Consider the following 17,404-nt stretch of genomic DNA (forward strand, 5'->3'; position numbering starts at 1 on the left):
ATGACGGCGTATCTGAGATTACGACGGCTCGGTTTTCGACCCGCATAGCATTTCCCGTTTGCCGGCAAAGCCGGGGCGGCGCTCCACGGTAAAGCCTGCGGCGATAAGGTTGCGGCGTACGAAACCGGCGGCGGCATAGGTGGCGAAGCGGCCACCGGATGTTGTCAGTTGATAGAGCCGCGTCATCAGATCCAGCGACCACATGGCGCTGTTGCGGGACGGGGCGAAACCATCGAGATACCAGGCGTCGAATGGGTCGGTCCAGGCTTGCAGCGAGGTCAGCGCGTCGCCGCAAACCACGATCAACCGGGTCTGGGCGTCGAGATCGAGCTGGACTTGACCTTGCGGCTCGTCCGGCCACAGCGCCAGCAAGCGGTGCCGCTCCGCATCGATTTGCGGCCAGCGCGACAGGGCACGGTCGATATCGGGGCGCGCCATCGGGTAAAGCTCAAAGGATATGAAGGTCAGATGTCCGCTCGGCATGCGCGTCGCCTGCCATTGGCGCCAGGTTTCCATGGCGTTCAGCCCGGTGCCGAAACCCAGTTCGCCGATGCGGAAAGAAGAAGCGTCGATCCAGCGCTGCGGCAACCCATTGCCTGTGAGGAAAACATGGTCGCATTCCAGGCGGCCATCGGTCTGGCAGTAAAAATGGTCGCCAAAGGCGGTGGAATAGGGCATATCGCCGTCCTGCCAGCTGAGAGGCTGGGTGTCCGCCGTTTCGGCGTCAGGCATCGGATCGGGATTGGAAGTGGAGTGGGTCATGAAGACAGGCGATAGGACGGCTTCGGTCTCCGGTCAACACTTGTCCCTGAAAGGCTCGTCCCATAGCCTCGCGGCAGATCTGCTGGTGGTCGGCGGCGGCATTATGGGCCTGTGGGCGGCGCGTTTTGCGGTTCTGGCCGGGCTGGATGTGGTTCTGGTCGATGGCGGTCGGGTGGCGGGTGGCGCCAGCGGCGGGCTACTGGGCGCGCTCATGCCCTATATGCCGGATAAATGGGATCGCAAGAAGCAGTTTCAGTTCGATGCGCTGCTGGCACTGGAAACGGAAGCGGCACAGCTTGAGGCGGAAACGGGCATCGGTGTGGGCTATCGCCGGTCCGGGCGGCTGATGCCCTTGCCCAAGCCGCATCTGCGGGTGATTGCCAAGCGGCATGAAAAAGACGCCGAAACCGCCTGGAAAACCGGTGATCGGCAATTTGCCTGGAAGGTTATCGACACCTCCCCGGCTGGCGATGGCTGGCCGGACAGTGCTGTCACGCAGGCCGGTCTGGTGCATGACACGCTGGCGGCGCGGGTGTCGCCACGCGGCTTGACGGCGGCGCTGAAGGCGGCCCTTGTTGCATCGCCGCACTGCCGGATCATCGAGGGTTCGGCAATCAGGGCCATTGATCCGGTCCGGCAATGGGCAGACTTGGCGGATACAAGCCGGATTGCCTTCGGCCATGTGATCGTTTCAGCTGGCGTCGGGAGTTTTCCACTGCTGGATGGTTTCAGCCCGACCGGTGTGCTGCCGCTCGGCATGGCAGTCAAGGGGCAGGCGGCATTGCTGAAGGCCGATGTCGATCCAGCCCTGCCGCTGGTCTATCTGGACGGCATTTATGCCGTGCCACATGAAGGCGGGCATGTGGCGATTGGCAGCACCAGCGAAAACCGCTGGGATGCCCCCTTTACCACCGATGACCAGCTGGAAACCCTGATTGCCAAGGCCCGGCGGCTGGTGCCGATGCTGGGCGACGCCCCGGTGGTGGAGCGCTGGGCCGGGCTGCGGCCCAAGTCGATAGACCGCGATCCCATGGTTGGGCCGCATCCCGATCATCCCAGGCTGATTGCACTGACCGGCGGTTTCAAGATCAGCTTCGGGCTGGCGCATAGCCTGGCGCAGCAGGCGTTACGGCCGATTTTCGGTGGCGAGATGGATATGCCTGAAGGTTTTACGCTTGCCCATCATCTGCAGATCGCCTCCCGTGTCCCTGATAAAGCCGTGGAACCGCCGTTGGAAAACCCGGTCGGTTGATAAACAGGCCTTAATATTCCCTTTAAAAATATTTCAAGCATCGAGCCTTGCGTAATCCGAGGCCGCTTCTCATCACCCTCCTGTGATCTCGCGTAAAAAGTGAACCTGATGCTCGGTCACTTTCGTCATAGTGTCATGCAAATCCCCTATCTGACTGCGCATGCGGACTGTCGGTCATCGTCGATTCGATTGTTCTGCATGACAGCGCCATGCGTTTGGCAGAATGCGGGCAAGGCGTTGTATCGATTTGAATATGTTGCATAAATCCACAAATCCGTTGGGGTTAAGGGCGCTTGCGACAGGATCACTTTGGTCCAGCATGCCGTAATGCAGAACTTAAGAAGATTTGCAGCGTTCCTGGCGCGTCTTTGCAGACGCTCGTCGCTGCTGGAGGCCACCCGCATGCGATATTCAATTTGCTATACACCGTCTGCGCGTGACCCGCTGTCGCTCGCAGCCGCCAGCTGGCTGGGGCGCAATGTCTATTCCGATGAGCCGGTCGAACATCCGGGACTGGGAGGGCTTGGCCTGCACGAGATTGCCTTTCATACGGCCTTGCCGCGTCGAAATGGGTTCCATGGCTGCCTGAAGGCGCCGTTTGCGCTGCATCCCGAGGTCAGCGAATCCCAGTTGCTGCGGGAGCTGATGCATTTTGCTGGCATTGTCGAGCCTTTCGCACTGCCGGGACTGGAAGTAGCGAGGCTCGGTGATTTTTGCGGCCTGACTTTGACGCATCCGTCCAACCAGTTGGACCGGGTGGCCGCGCTGGTGGTGCAGAATTTCGACCGGTTCCGTGCGCCGCTCAGCGATGCCGAAATTGAGCGCATGGCGCCCGAACGGCTCAGCGCGCCGCAATTTGCCAATCTTTACCGCTGGGGCGATCCGCATGTGCTGGACGAATACCGTTTCTATATGCCCCTGACCGGGCCTTTGCCGCTCAGCCACCGCGATCGCATTCACCAGGCGGCCACACAGTATTTCGCGCCATTGCTGCAAAACCCTGTCGTGTTTGCCAATCTGGCGCTGTTTATCGAGCGTGAGCCTGGCGCTCCCCTGGTGGTGCATTCGCTGCATCCGATGGGGCGGGTTTCGGCGCGCAAGAGCGCCTGATCTCACGATACTGTATGCCCTCTCGACAAAAAGGGCAGGGTTGCTTACCGTTTCTCGTCACAAGACCAGAAGGTAACAGCTATGCAGAGTGAAACCTATCCCCGCGATCTCATCGGTTATGGTCGCCGTACCCCCGATCCCCGCTGGCCGGGAGAGGCGCGTGTGGCGGTACAGTTCGTCATCAATTATGAGGAGGGTGGCGAAAGCTGTATTCTCGATGGTGACCCGGCCTCCGAAAATCTGCTGTCGGAAATCGTCGGTGCAGCGGCCTGGCCCGGTCAGCGCAACCTGAATATGGAATCCATCTACGAATACGGGTCTCGTGCTGGCTTCTGGCGTCTGCACCGGATGTTCACGGCCCTCAACGTACCGGTGACGGTTTACGGCGTCACGCTGGCCATGGCCCGCAACCCGGACGCCGTGGCGGCGATGAAGGAGGCGGGCTGGGAAATCGCCAGCCATGGCTATCGCTGGCTGGAATATAAGGATTTCCCCGAGGAGGTCGAGCGTCAGCATATTCTGGACGCCGTGCGCCTGCATACCGAGGTGGCGGGGGAACGGCCCTATGGCATGTATCAGGGCAAGCCTTCCGACAACACGCTGCGGCTGGTGATGGAGGAGGGCGGCTTTCTCTATTCCTCCGACAATTATTCCGACGATCTGCCTTTCTGGGTGCCGGATCTCGAGGGCAAGCCGTTTCTGATCATTCCCTATACGCTGGAAACCAACGACATGCGGTTTGCCACGCCGCAGGGCTTTAACACCGGCGACCAGTTTTTCACCTATCTGAAGGATGCCTTCGATACGCTCTACCAGGAAGGCGCAGAGGGCGCGCCGAAAATGATGTCCGTCGGCCTGCATTGCCGGCTGGTTGGCCGCCCGGGCCGGGCGGCGGCGCTAAAGCGCTTTCTGGATTACGTGCTGTCCCATGACAAGGTCTGGACGCCGACCCGTCTCGACATTGCCAAGCACTGGCACGCCCATCACAAACCTGAATGGTAATAGGAAGAGTCTTTGAAAAAGACTTTCCGTCGTCGCGACGGCTTCAGGCCGCCGCGACTGACAAATTCTCATCAAAAGAGACGACTTTATTGCGACCGGAGTTTTTGGCTGTGTAAAGGCATTGATCGGCTTTCACAAACAGCGCTTCATCTGTTTCATCATGCTCAGCCGATTGTTCGGCAACCCCGATGCTGACGGTCACATGTCCCCAGGGCAGGTTTTTCTGGTGGATTATCTCCAGGGCGGCAATCCGCTGGCGGATCTCCTCGCCTATCTGGTGGGCCTGGCTTGCGGTTCTGCCCGGCAGCAGGATAACGATTTCCTCCCCGCCGTAGCGCGCGGCAAGATCCGTTCCGGGACGGATTGCAGCGGCGATTTCGGTCGAAATTTTCCGCAGGCAATCATCGCCTGGCAGATGGCCATAGGTATCGTTGAACAGCTTGAATTTATCGACATCGACGACAAGCAGTGACAGGGGGGTGCCCACCATCCTTGCCTCGGCGGAAAGACTTTTCATCTGCCTGTTGAAGTGACGTTTGTTGGAAAGCTGTGTCAATTCATCCGTGTTGGCAAGCCGATCCAGCTCTTCCTGCAAAAGCCTTTGGCTTGTGACGTCCCTGGTCACGGCGACCATGCCACTGCTGACATCGAAGCTGCGAACCCGGGTTATCACGGTTTCCAGCCAGGAGATCTCACCGTCTTTTTTTATTCTGGGGAAGACAAGCCGTTCGATTGATGAACCGGCGGCAATGTTGGCCAGCGCCTCCGACCAGTATTGCCGGGCGTCGGCATCGTATTCGTCCAACACGCTGCGCCCGACGATCGTATCGGCCTCAACGCCGAGAACAGATTTGGCGGCTGCCGAAACATATTCGCGGATACCGTTGTCATCCAGCTTTTCAATCAAGTCGGATGAGACATTGGCAATCAGGCGGAATTCCGCTTCTCGTGCGGCAATAATCATCTCGTCGCGGCGCTTTAATGCCCATTGCCGTCTCAAGCGGACGCCCAACGCACATGCGACCATCAATGCGACGAGGAAACAGATCCATCTGGGTTTGCTGATATCTATCCAATACCACAGGATAGATTTCTTCGAGACAGCTACAAGCACGGTGATCTGCGTATTGCTGCTTCTATAATATCCAGATGTTCTCAATATGCCGTCAAAGCGGGATGTATATTGAAAATTTCCAATGTTGCTTGTCGAAACACTTCGGTACAGAGCCGAATCGGCGATGCTGGTTCCCATTGCCGTTGCATCCAGGGGCGCACGGACCAGTACGCGGCCAGCCCCATCCATCATCGCGAAGGCACTGTTGTCCAGCATGTTGAAACTCCGGAAAAACCGGATGAAGCTTTCGACATCAATGGTCGCCACCATGATGCCCGCAAATTGTCCTCGATCATCGTTCATCCGCTGGGAGAGGGTAATGAACCAGTCTTTGGCCGACGGACTTTGATAGGGTCCATCGACAAATGGTCGCAGCTCCGCGGATGTTTGATGGGTTTTGAAATAACTGCGGCTGGAAAGATCGAGACCCGATGAAAACGGATCGGAGGTCGACTCAATCAGCCGACCATCCGGGCCGATATAGGCCAAACTGCGCAAATAGGGTGACGTCTTGATAAGCTCGCGCATCCTGCGGACAAGGTCGAGGCTCTGCAAAACGCTTTTGCTGTTGTTTTCCTGCACTTCGAAGACCAGCCCGGCCAAAGGCTGCTTGGCCACCTCGATGACGTCGTCCGTATGCTGGGCGATCGCTCTTGCCGTTTGCGCAAGATAGGAATTCATCCGCGACACCTGGGCCGTCCAGTTTGCAACCTCGGACCAGATCGTCAATGCCAGAAATATTGCAAATCCTCCCGCGATAACCAGCTGTTGGGCGGGATTTTTCGATGCGATATGCATGACATTCATGGTCAAGTTTTCTCTTGTAGTAGATCAATATTATATTAAGAGGGTAGTAATTAAAAAATTATTTCGTATTTTTGCGAATGAATAAAATGATAGGAGTTTGAAATTTACACTTGGAAAACGATCTGAAGACAATAAATTTTAAGGTAAATGCAAGAATTTACTGCCTGGATGAACTTGCCGCACTTAACCCGCGGTGCATTTTATAAAGCACACCAAGGTTTTTGTAACCCTTTAAAATTACTGGATAATTTTCTCTTGGGGCCTCAGCCGACTTAAGGAGCTATCTGGCTTCCTGCGTCTGACCAGAATGATTGCTTCAAGGTTTTGGATGTGATCCATAATCCTTCTCACTTCATTCAAGATATAGTCTGTAACAGATCGCCGCTTTCCTTATGTTTATTATCGAACTCAACTTACTCATAGAGCAGATATAAATGCATCCGACGGTAGGGCGTGTAATATTTTACCCGTCTATAGCGGCAGAGGAAATCGCGATTTCTTTTAATGACTGGTGAACAATTTTTCCGGCCGCACGTTTCAATGCCGGAACACCAACAACGGTCTTCCTTAATCAAGAGAAGGACGAAAACCATGGACAAGAATCGCATCGAAGGTGCCGCCAAGGAAGCCAAGGGCAGCGTCAAGGAAACCGTAGGCAAGGTAACCGGCAGCAAGAAGCTCGAAACCGAAGGCAAGATGGACAAGGCCGCCGGCAAGGTTCAGTCCACCGTTGGCAAGGCCAAGGATGCCTTCAAGTAAACGAAATATCATGTTCGAAGTCTCTGAGGCTTGAAGATGCGCAGCATCCTCGCCTTCAGACGTCCTACGATAATAACGGCAGCCACGCGGCGTGGCTGCTGTTGAAAGACACTTGGGCAAGGCGGATTACTGCCTTGCGAAGGGGACCGGAAACGGTCCGCAACAGCGGAAAGGAATGTTCGATGAGAACAGTTTTTGCTCTGGTCGCGGTGGCGGCAATGGGGGCGGCATCGGTCGCCAATGCAGCGAATACCCATCACAACAGCACGCGCCACCCTGCCTCCCAGATGACGGCAACGCAGCCGAAGGAGCGTCTGGGCACCTTGTCCTGCGAGGTTGCAGGCGGCATCGGCATGTTGATTGGTTCCAGCCGAACCGTGACCTGTGACTTCCAGCAGCGTTCTGGCAAGATTGAGCGCTATAGCGGCTCTATCGGCAAGCTGGGTCTGGATGTCGGCATCACCGGCAAGAGCTATATCCGCTGGATCGTCTATAACATCAAACCGACCACGACGCGCCAGGGCGCGCTGGCGGGCACCTATGTCGGCGCATCGGCGAGAGCCTCGGTCGGCATTGGCCTCGGCGCCAACGCCCTGGTTGGCGGCAGCAACAAGAATTTCGGTTTGCAGCCGCTCAGCGCAGAGGCCGGAACAGGCTTGAACGTCGCAGCCGGGATCTCGCGCCTGCTACTGAAGCCGGCTCGTTGATCTGATATTTCATTTGATGTGAGATTTGTGCATCCCCCGGTCTTGGCCGGGGGATTTTTCTATTGAAATTTTAGGCGGCCAGCGTCGCCATATCGATGACGAAGCGGTAACGCACGTCGCTTTTCAACACCCGCTCATAGGCCGTGTTGATATCCTTGATGTCGATCAGCTCGATATCGGAGGTGATGCCGTGCTTGCCGCAGAAATCCAGCATGTCCTGGGTTTCCTTGATCGACCCGATCATCGAGCCTGCCAGATTGCGGCGGGCGGGGATGAGCGAGAAGGCATGGACCGGCACCGGCTTTTCCGGCACGCCGAGCAGAACCATGGTGCCATCCACCTTCAGCAGGTTGAGATAGGCGTTCCAATCGATATCGGCACTGACAGTGCAGATGATCAGGTCGAAGGACCCGGCCAGCGTCTCGAAGGTCTTGGCGTCGCTGGTCGCATAATAATGGCTGGCGCCGAGGCGCAGGCCATCCTCTTTCTTCGACAGGGTCTGGCTGAGCACGGTGATTTCCGCGCCCATGGCAGCACCGATCTTGACGCCCATATGGCCGAGACCGCCCATGCCGACGATCGCCACTTTCTTGCCAGGACCGGCCTTCCAATGAGCGAGCGGCGAATACAGCGTGATCCCGGCGCACAGCAGCGGGGCAGCCTTATCGAGTGGCAGATTGTCCGGGATCGACAGGACATAGCCTTCCTTGACGACGATCGTGTCGGAATAACCGCCCTGGGTGGGGGTTTTACCGTCGCGGTCTACGCCGTTATAGGTCTGGACGAGGCCGGGCAGATATTGCTCAATATCCTCATCGCGTTCCTGGCAATGAACGCAGGAATCGACGAAACAGCCAACGCCGACATGATCGCCGACTTTGAATTTCGACACGTTTGCGCCAACGGCGGTGACGACACCGGCAATTTCGTGGCCGGGCACCATAGGGAATGCGGAATTGCCCCATTCATTGCGGGCCTGATGAATGTCGGAATGGCAGACGCCACAATATTTGATGGAAATCACCACGTCGTCATCATTGGGTTCGCGACGTTCAAAAGTGAAGGGTTCCAGCGGCTTGCTGGCGTCGGTTGCGGCATAACCTCTTGCGATTGGCATGCGGCGCTCCTTTTTTGTCATGGGGAGGAATGTGTAGAGAACAGTTTTTGTAATTGGGAAGGGCACGGAAAAGCCGTTGGGAACGGCAGCCCGCCCCTTAGATAGGTCTCTGGCGGGTGTGTTCAACATCTATGGTGAATATTCGGCGCGGCCTTCCGAAAATCCGGCTCTTTCCAACCCGTCGCATATTGGCTATCGATTGCAAATCAAAACAGGGGTGAGCCGATGCAGCGACAGGATTTCATTGAGCAATTCGGCGGGATATTCGAGCATTCGCCGTTCATTGCCGAGCGCGCTTTCGATGCCGGTTTTATCGATGAGCCCCTGAGCGCCCTTGGCGTTCATGATGGAATGAGCGCGATGTTTCGCACCGCAACCCAAGCCGAGCGGCTCGAGGTCCTGCGGGCGCATCCGGATCTGGCGGGAAAACTGGCCATTGCGGGTGAGTTGACAGCGGAAAGCCGCAGCGAACAGGCTGGCGCCGGGCTCGATCGCCTGTCGGAGGCTGAACACCAGCGTTTTACAGCGCTCAATAGTGCTTATATGGAGAAATTCGGCTTTCCGTTCATCATCGCCGTAAAAGGTCTGACGAAAGACGATATTCTGGCCGCATTTGAGGCCCGGATTGACAATAGCGTCGAGACGGAGTTCTCAACCGCCTGCCTTCAAGTCGAAAAAATCGCCCGCCTCCGGCTCGAAGCAATGCTGCCAGCCGAAAGTGCCGAGCAGGAATGAGTGCCACCCAGGAATGATTAGGCCGCGCATTTAGATTAGGCCGCGCGTTTACAAGCGCGCAGCCGAAGCAGGGTCATACATCATGATCCCACTGATTGCGGTTTTGCCAAACATTACTGCTTGCGGGCGTCTTCCGCCTCGCGGATCGCTTCCTCGTGATACCAGCTGGCGGCTCCGCTTTCGAGGATCACCTGCTTTTGGAGACTGCGCTCACGCATTTCACGCAGTCTTTGCGTGTTGTGTACTGGGAATTCGTAGATTTTTGCCGATTCCCGACCAAGGCCCGTTGTCATCGCTACTGCCCTTCGTTGTTCCTCGAGCTCCTCCGCCCGGATGAATCTCATAGCATTTTTTCAGCTAAAATGCACATAGAAAGTGCAATTTGCCCAAAAATAAATCATTTTAAGCTGCTTTTTCACGTCGACGCTGCTATCCACCGGGCATTGCTGCCTTTTATTTTGCAAATGCGCATTGAGAAGGCGGTGGCGCGCCAGCCAATCTGACGCAAAACTGTTAAAAACCCGTGGCTTTTAAGGTGTTTTGAATATGCCTGGCATTTTTTCTGCTGGCTGCGGAGTGATTTTTGCGGGTTTGGCATGGTTCCTGCTTGTTATTTATCGACTCCCGGACCGCCGGAGAATCACCCCAGGGTGCGCCCGATGCGAGGCGCTGGACTTATGAGAGATCGACAATGACCAAGTACAAGCTCGAGTATATCTGGTTGGACGGCTATACGCCGGTCCCGAACCTGCGTGGCAAGACGCAGATCAAGGAATTCGCTGAATTTCCGACCCTCGAACAGCTCCCCCTCTGGGGCTTCGACGGTAGCTCCACCCAGCAGGCCGAAGGCCATAGCTCGGATTGCGTGCTGAAGCCTGTTGCTGTTTACCCCGATCCGGCCCGCACCAATGGTGCATTGGTGATGTGCGAAGTGATGATGCCAGATGGCGTCACCCCGCATAGCTCCAACAGCCGCGCCACCATTCTGGAAGACGAAGGCACATGGTTCGGCTTCGAGCAGGAATATTTCCTCTATCAGGACGGTCGTCCGCTCGGCTTCCCGGAAAATGGCTATCCTGCACCGCAGGGTCCTTATTACACCGGCGTCGGCTTCAAGAATGTCGGCGATGTCGCGCGTGAAATCGTTGAAGAGCATCTGGATCTTTGCCTGGCTGCTGGCATCAACCACGAAGGCATCAATGCTGAAGTGGCCAAGGGCCAGTGGGAATTCCAGGTTTTCGGCAAGGGCTCCAAGAAGGCCGCCGACGAAATCTGGCTGGCTCGCTACCTGCTGCTGCGTCTTTGCGAAAAATACGGCGTCGATGTCGAGTTCCATTGCAAGCCGCTCGGCGATACCGACTGGAACGGTTCCGGCATGCACTGCAACTTCTCGACCAAGTTCATGCGCGAAGTGGGCGGCAAGGACTATTTCGAAGCGCTCATGGCGGCTTTCGCCAAGAACTGGAAAGAGCATATCGACGTTTACGGTCCCGACAACCACCTGCGTCTGACCGGCAAGCACGAAACCGCTCCGTGGAACAAGTTCTCCTACGGCGTTGCTGACCGTGGTGCATCGATCCGCGTTCCGCACTCCTTCGTCAACAATGGCTATCGTGGCTATCTGGAAGACCGTCGCCCCAATTCGCAGGGCTGCCCTTACCAGATCGCTTCCCAGGTCTTGAAGACGATTGCGGAAGTTCCGGCTGCCAAGTCCGAAGCTGCCTGATCCTCTCTGCTTGCGCCCAGATCCAACCGGGCTGATCCATCGGATCTTACCATCGGATCTGGGCGCAAGCGCTCTTGATATGATGTACCAGGGCATCGAAGGCGCCGATGCGTCCTTGTCTTGAAGATGGTGTGAATATTTCAAACCATTGATATTTTTGAATTTTTCTGAAGGGGAAGATGCGGCAGCGTCTTCGAGCCTTCGTAGAGGTGAAGATCGGCTGTGGTCTTCTATGGCCCTTGATCATTCAGTCAAAACGCCATCATGTGCTGTAAGCAGTATTCAAGGGTGAAGTGAATACGGTCGGGCGATTTTAAAATGAAGACTGCATCATTCCCCGTTCCGAAACAGATTTAAGCCCATCTGTACCCACTGTACATTAAAGCGTCGTCGTGGAATCGGGAATTTACCCTGTTTTTTTTAAGGCTTCGGCCTCTGTCGATGCATTGATAATAGCAATCCTGCCTATGTTGTTCGCGTATCGATCTAATTCCTCGGGTTTTTTATTTCAAAATATTATAATTTGATATATGTTAATAACAAGCAATGCTGGTTTTATAAAAATTCGGATAATACGATTGTTTTACTCTTTAATATGAGGGGTTTTTGCGTATAAAAACGACCTTGCGTCAAAAGCATTATAAACCCACTCATTTTGATTTTCTCTATGTTTGTTTATGTATAATTTTTATTATTTATCCCTGTTTGAGGCAATATATCCATCCGTAAAGGTGTCAAAATTGTTTCATCTTCGGTCTGTATACTTAATTGGATAGAAATAGAAATTTAAACGTGCATTTGTGGAATTTTCTACTTTTGGGCGATTAATCCGGCATTAAGTGCAAAGTTCATCCCCGTTCTGTTTCGTTGATTTTTACGGGTTATTGCAAGTCGGACACTTTACAAACGTGCCTTGTGCTGTTTTCATTGTCTCACGTTTTCAGGCTTGTGTGTCTGATTTGTATATAGTTTGTGAAATTTATAGCAAAATCTGTGTTCGTTTTATTCGTGATTGTATCGTTTCGCGACAAATAGGTTTTTTGTTTTATATTTAAGTACGTCTAATTTGTATTGAGCAGTTGAATTCATGACATGCTGATGCGTTTTATTTTGAGTGGCAGTTTTTGCGTTTCCTAGCAGCGCAATCGTTTGATTGCGCTTGCTTTTAGATTGTTTTCTGGTTTTGGCCGATATTTCAGTGAGGTTTTTCAATGTCTTTTGTAGGCAGACATGAGCAGGTTTTTCCGGTTTCTCTTGCGCAGGCTGGCTTGTGGGTCAAACAAAAGGTAGCTCCAGCCGATCTGAGTTTTGTCCTTTCCGAATCCATCGAAATTCACGGTCCCGTTCATCCAGGGCTGTTCTGCCAGGCGCTGCGCCGCTTGTCGGATGATGTTGCTGTCACACGCTCCCGGATCAAGGAAATTGACGGGCAGCCGCATCAGGTTGTCATGGCGGCCTATTGCGGCGTCTTTGACGTGATCGATTTCAGTACTGCTGAAAATCCTGGCGCAAGCGCCACGGAGTGGATGCAAAAGCACATGTGCAAGCCACTCGATCTTGCCAATGACAATCTCTGGGGCTCCTCGCTTCTGAAGCTCGGAACCTCGGAATGGGTCTGGTATCATTGGGCACATCATATCATCATGGATGGGTTCTCCGGTGGCCTGCTGGCTCGGCGGCTGGCCGATATTTACTCGGCACTGGCCCAGGGCAACCAGCCGGAGCCCTATGATTGCGGCTCTCCGCAGGAATTGCTGGAGCTTGAGCGTACATATCGCAGTTCCGGTCATTTCCAGCGCGACAAGGCCTATTGGTCCGAGCAGATGAAGGGCCTGCCGGAGCCGGTGACACTGATGAAGAAGAAAGGCGAGCCCTCCGGCGGCCTGCTGCGCCACACGACAGTGATCGACCGCCAGACGGTCAAGGCGCTTGCTGAGATCAGCCGTGGCTTTGGCGCCAGCGTGCCGCAGGCCTTGATTGCCCTGGTCGCCGCCTATTATGCCAAGGCGACCGACTGCGAAGAGCTGACCATGGTCACCATGGTCACGGCCCGGATCAGCCAGACGATGCGTCGCATTCCGGGCATGACGGCCAATGCGGTTCCCCTGCGGTTTTCAATGACGCCGGACCTGTCCTGGCGCGAACTGACCGGTCAGGTTTCCCAACAGATGAGCCGGGCTTTGCGCTACCAGCGCTACCGTTATGAGGATATTCGCCGCGATCTCGGCATGGTTCGCCAGGATGCGCAGATTGCCTGGCTGGGCGTCAATATCGAGCCTTTCGATTACGACCTGCGCTTTGATGGCCATCCGACCACTGTGCACAACCTCTCGAACGGCACGATGACCGATTTCACCATCTTCGCCTATGACCGTGGTGACAATGGCGACCTGCGCATCGATTTCGATGCCAATCCGGCGCTCTATACGCTGGAAGAACTGGCCGATCACGAGGCGCGGTTTACCCGGATGTTGAGGGAGATCCTGGTCAGGCCGGAACAGCCCTTGCGCGATTTCAGCCTGCTGTCGAAGTGGGAGCGGCAGGAAATTCTGACCGATTGGAATGATACGGGTCACAAACTGCCGGATCAGACCTGGCCGGAACTGTTCCGGGCGCAGGCGGCACGTACGCCGGATGCTGTTGCACTGGCCTTTGGCGGTCGCCAGATGACCTATGGCGAGCTGGATGCCGCCTCCGATCATCTGGCTGGCTATCTGATGGAAAAGGGCGCGGTGCCCGGCGCCCTGGTGGCTGTGGCCGTGCCACGGTCTGAAAACATGGTTGTGGCGCTACTGGCGGTACTCAAAAGCGGTGCGGCCTATCTACCGCTCGACCCGGCTGATCCGGCCTCCCGGGTGGCAATGATCCTGGAGGATGCGCAGCCAGCCTGCGTCATCACCACGGAGGAAGTGGCGGGCAACCTGCCGGATGCGACCGACAATCTGATCTTCCTCGACAAGCCTCTGGAGCGACAGGGACGCGACCTGCCGAAGGGGCCGTCGCTGACCGATACGGCCTATATCATCTTTACCTCCGGCTCGACCGGCAGGCCCAAGGGTGTGGAAATTCCGCATCGCGGCCTGATGAACTTCCTGCTGTCGATGCAGGATCTGCTGAAACTGGACAGCGAAGACCGGCTGCTGGCGGTGACGACGATCTCCTTCGATATCGCCGCACTTGAGCTTTATCTGCCGTTGCTGGCAGGCGCACGCACGGTGATCGCGCTGCGCTCGGAAGTGCGCGACCCGGCGGTGCTGCATGGGTTGATCCGCAGTGCGGGCATTACCATTATGCAGGCGACGCCGTCTTTGTGGCGGGCACTGCTGGCCGATCATCATGAGGGCCTGAAGGGATTGCGCAGTCTGGTGGGAGGCGAGGCGCTGCCCGCCGATCTCGCCCATAAGATGGCGCGGCTCGGTCATCCGGTTCTCAATGTCTATGGGCCGACGGAAACCACGATCTGGTCCACCAACATGCCGCTTTTGGGCAGCGATCTCGACAGTGCGCCGATTGGCCGACCAATCTGGAACACCCGCGTCTACGTCCTCGACCGGCATTGCCAGCCAGTACCGCCCGGCTTCATCGGTGAACTGTATATCGGTGGTGCGGGCGTGGCGAAGGGCTACCTGAACCGCCCGGACCTGACGGCGGAAAAATTCATGGCCGATCCATTTGCAGGCGAGGGGGAGCGGATCTACCGGACCGGCGACCTGGTGCGCTGGCGGCGCGATGGTGTGCTGGACTATCTCGGCCGCAACGACCACCAGATCAAGATCCGTGGTTTCCGGGTGGAGCCGGGCGAAATCGAGGCGGCGCTGGCCAGCCTGCCACAGGTGCGCGAAGCCGTGGTTATTCTGCGCGACGATCCGGGCCGCGAAAAACGACTGGTTGCCTATGTGGTTCCCAGAGAGGGTGCCGTACATGAGGGCGCCTCGCTGGATGCCGCAGATCTTTCGGAGCGCTTGGGCAAGGTTCTGCCGGTCCATATGATCCCGGCGGCCTATGTGGTGATGGAAGCTATTCCGCTGAATTCCAATGGTAAAACCGACCGCCACGCGCTTCCAGTACCGCAATGGACGGTAACGGAAGGCATAGCCCTGCCGGGGACCGATGCCGAAAAGCGGCTTGCCGCCTTGTGGTGCGAAATCCTCGGTCTGGAGCAGATCGGCATTCACGAAAGTTTCTTCGTGCTCGGCGGCGATTCGCTGGCTGCCGCCGGAATGATTTCCGCCGTTCGCAGCCGGTTGAAGGGCGAAATCCCGCTCGGCGCTGTGTTCGAAACGCCAACCATTGCCGCCTTGGCGGTACATCTGGATGAGGCAAGTGCAGGTTCACCGCTGATCGAGCCGGTGCTGGCCATCCGCGCCAAGGGCGAGCGCCCGCCACTGTTCTGCATCCATCCGGTGCTGGGCCTCGGCTGGAGCTTCTTCTCGCTCGCGCAGCACTTGAGCGATGATGTGCCGGTTTATGCTCTGCAATCGGACGGTTTGCATGACCTCGCTGCTCTGCCTCGCTCTATCGAGGACATGGCTGCGCTCTATGTGCAGAGGATTCGCAAGATCCAGCCGCAGGGGCCATATCATCTGCTGGGCTGGTCGCTGGGCGGGCTGATTGCCCATGAAATGACCCGGCAATTGCGGGCAGAAGGCCAGGCTATCGCGTTCCTGGGCATGATGGACAGCTACCATTTCAAGCCTGCCGCCCAATTGCAGGACGATGCGACGCTGGCGCGGGCAGCCCTTGGTTTCCTCGGCTTCGATGAGAAGGCGGCGGGCGACAAGCCATCGCTGGCCGAGCTTGGCGATTTTGTGCTGAAAATGTTCGATACGGACAACCATGTCCTGCTGGAGCAGGTTCACCAGTTCGATCCGGAATTCGTCGAACGCGCCAAAGCGACCATCCTCCACAATCTGGAGATTGCCCAGCGCTTTACACCGGGCAAGATCGACGTCGATGTGCATTTCTTCCGCGCCGAACCAAGTGCGGGCAGTGAGGCGCTGAACACAATCCTCAACTATGATGCGGAAACCTGGTTGCCGCATGTGGAGGGCAGGGTTTACCTGCGCGACATGACCTGCAACCACCACGACATGCTGAATATAGAACCGGCATCCCATATCAGCGCGGTTGTTCAGGCAGAACTGCTGCGTGAATTCCTGGTCCTGCGCCGGCCCCAGGCTGAAGCCAAGGTCGAACTTGTGTCGAGGTTTGCGTAAGCTGACAGGTTCTACAGCGCCGTGCGTTTTATAAAACGCACAAAAGAATTACGCAGTAGCATCGACAATTGAATTATCCCGCCCCGCGCTATCGTGGGGTGGGTAAAATATCGAAATCAGGTTTGCTGTTCGGTTCCAATGGGTTACTGCTATCGAGATCAGCGGCATATGTCCGGGCTGTGAGGCCAATCATGACACTGCCGCTGGCCCATCTCGTTTGCGGATCTTGCCATGACACAGCCCTCATCTTTTTCTCTCGCCGTTCGTCCCCTGACGCCCGAAGCCTTCGCTCCCTTCGGCGATGTCGTCGAGGCCGACCCCGCCCGGATGCGGCTGATCAATGGCGGCACGACCGAGCGGTTTCATGCCTTGGCCAGCCCCGATGTGGTGGGTGAGGACGCGCGCGTGGTCCTCAATATCTTTCGCGGCCAGCCGCGCCACTTTCCCTATGAGATTGGCATGATGGAACGGCATCCGCTTGGCAGCCAAAGCTTTACGCCGCTGTCGGGCCGCCCGTTCCTGCTGGCGGTTTCGTTGGACGAGGGGGGGCGCCCGGGCGTGCCGCATGTGTTTCTGGCCGCGCCACAGCAGGGCGTGAATTATCACCGCGATGTCTGGCACCATCCTTTGATGGCAATCGGTGAGGTCAGCGATTTTCTGGTTGCGGATCGCGACGGGCCGGGAAACAATCTGGAAGAGTTCTTCTTCGACCAGCCCTACCTGATTCTGGAGCCACGCCCATGACCGGCCTGACCACCCATGTTCTCGATACCGCCTTGGGCCGCCCGGCGTCCGGCCTGCGCATTCAGCTGATGCGGATGAACGGCGAGGAGGCGGAGCTGATCAAGACCGTGTTCACCAATGCCGATGGCCGGGTGGATGGCGGGCCGATCCTGGCTGGAGAGGACTTTCGCATCGGTCAGTACGAGCTGCTGTTTCATGCCGGTGACTATCTGCTGAGCCAAGGGGCGGAACTAACCGATCCGCCATTTCTGGATGTCATTCCCATTCGTTTCGGCATTGCCGATCCGCAGGCGCATTACCATGTGCCGCTGCTGCTTTCGCCCTACGGCTACTCCACCTATCGCGGGAGCTAA

14 protein-coding genes are annotated in these 17,404 nt (G+C 56.6%); 10 read left to right on the top strand and 4 right to left on the bottom strand.

Annotation, left to right across the window (positions count from 1 at the left end):
- Window positions 1-18: 18 nt before the first annotated feature.
- On the bottom strand, window positions 19-762 hold the full coding sequence (gene mnmD / locus V6582_RS15750) for a tRNA (5-methylaminomethyl-2-thiouridine)(34)-methyltransferase MnmD (protein WP_156630844.1): 744 nt from the start codon (window positions 760-762) through the stop codon (window positions 19-21).
- Here mnmD and V6582_RS15755 point away from each other — a divergent pair.
- From V6582_RS15755 to puuE, 3 genes are all read left to right on the top strand, one after another.
- Window positions 761-2,014 (top strand): NAD(P)/FAD-dependent oxidoreductase, encoded by a 1,254-nt coding sequence (locus V6582_RS15755; protein WP_197434303.1) that lies wholly within the window; start codon window positions 761-763, stop codon window positions 2,012-2,014. The two genes, mnmD and V6582_RS15755, sit on opposite strands and share 2 nt — an antisense overlap.
- A 402-nt stretch (window positions 2,015-2,416) precedes the next feature.
- Entirely contained in the window at window positions 2,417-3,124 is a 708-nt protein-coding gene (locus V6582_RS15760) for a DUF1045 domain-containing protein (RefSeq protein ID WP_156630845.1), read from the top strand.
- A gap of 81 nt (window positions 3,125-3,205) precedes the next feature.
- Window positions 3,206-4,126, top strand: a complete 921-nt coding sequence (gene puuE / locus V6582_RS15765) for an allantoinase PuuE (RefSeq protein ID WP_156630846.1) — start codon at window positions 3,206-3,208, stop codon at window positions 4,124-4,126.
- Between the two features lie 43 nt (window positions 4,127-4,169).
- On the opposite strand, the gene V6582_RS15770 is transcribed toward puuE, so the two are convergent.
- A complete protein-coding gene (locus V6582_RS15770) occupies window positions 4,170-6,047 on the bottom strand; it encodes a sensor domain-containing diguanylate cyclase (protein ID WP_234889605.1) in 1,878 nt (625 codons plus the stop codon).
- Between the two features lie 591 nt (window positions 6,048-6,638).
- Between V6582_RS15770 and V6582_RS15775 the strand changes: the two genes are divergently transcribed.
- Window positions 6,639-6,806 carry a CsbD family protein gene (locus tag V6582_RS15775; protein WP_156630848.1) on the top strand — a complete coding sequence of 56 codons (168 nt, stop codon included), beginning with the start codon at window positions 6,639-6,641 and terminating at the stop codon, window positions 6,804-6,806.
- A 182-nt stretch (window positions 6,807-6,988) separates the two neighbouring features.
- Window positions 6,989-7,513, top strand: coding sequence for a DUF992 domain-containing protein (locus V6582_RS15780; protein WP_156630849.1), 525 nt, complete (start codon window positions 6,989-6,991; stop codon window positions 7,511-7,513).
- Between the two features lie 70 nt (window positions 7,514-7,583).
- Here V6582_RS15780 and V6582_RS15785 read toward each other — a convergent pair whose 3' ends face one another.
- Window positions 7,584-8,630, bottom strand: coding sequence for an NAD(P)-dependent alcohol dehydrogenase (locus tag V6582_RS15785; RefSeq protein ID WP_156630850.1), 1,047 nt, complete (start codon window positions 8,628-8,630; stop codon window positions 7,584-7,586).
- A gap of 225 nt (window positions 8,631-8,855) precedes the next feature.
- Between V6582_RS15785 and uraD the strand changes: the two genes are divergently transcribed.
- Entirely contained in the window at window positions 8,856-9,365 is a 510-nt protein-coding gene (gene uraD, locus V6582_RS15790; RefSeq protein ID WP_156630851.1) for a 2-oxo-4-hydroxy-4-carboxy-5-ureidoimidazoline decarboxylase, read from the top strand.
- A gap of 113 nt (window positions 9,366-9,478) precedes the next feature.
- Here the strand turns inward: uraD and V6582_RS15795 are convergent, their stop codons facing one another.
- Window positions 9,479-9,658, bottom strand: coding sequence for a DUF2735 domain-containing protein (locus V6582_RS15795; protein ID WP_197434304.1), 180 nt, complete (start codon window positions 9,656-9,658; stop codon window positions 9,479-9,481).
- Window positions 9,659-10,056: 398 nt separating this feature from the next.
- On the opposite strand from V6582_RS15795, the gene V6582_RS15800 reads away from it, so the two are divergent.
- The 4 genes from V6582_RS15800 (at window position 10,057) to uraH (ending at window position 17,404) form a co-directional block, all read left to right on the top strand.
- Window positions 10,057-11,091: a glutamine synthetase beta-grasp domain-containing protein gene (locus V6582_RS15800; RefSeq protein ID WP_015916816.1), complete on the top strand. Its 1,035-nt coding sequence runs from the start codon at window positions 10,057-10,059 to the stop codon at window positions 11,089-11,091.
- Window positions 11,092-12,302: 1,211 nt separating this feature from the next.
- Window positions 12,303-16,307, top strand: coding sequence for a non-ribosomal peptide synthetase (locus tag V6582_RS15805; protein ID WP_156630853.1), 4,005 nt, complete (start codon window positions 12,303-12,305; stop codon window positions 16,305-16,307).
- A gap of 231 nt (window positions 16,308-16,538) precedes the next feature.
- A complete protein-coding gene (locus V6582_RS15810; RefSeq protein WP_156630854.1) occupies window positions 16,539-17,051 on the top strand; it encodes an ureidoglycolate lyase in 513 nt (170 codons plus the stop codon).
- Window positions 17,048-17,404: a hydroxyisourate hydrolase gene (gene uraH, locus V6582_RS15815; protein WP_156546761.1), complete on the top strand. Its 357-nt coding sequence runs from the start codon at window positions 17,048-17,050 to the stop codon at window positions 17,402-17,404. The genes V6582_RS15810 and uraH overlap by 4 nt, the downstream gene beginning before the upstream one ends.

The organism is Agrobacterium vitis (genome assembly GCF_037039395.1).
GTDB lineage: Bacteria > Pseudomonadota > Alphaproteobacteria > Rhizobiales > Rhizobiaceae > Allorhizobium > Allorhizobium vitis_E.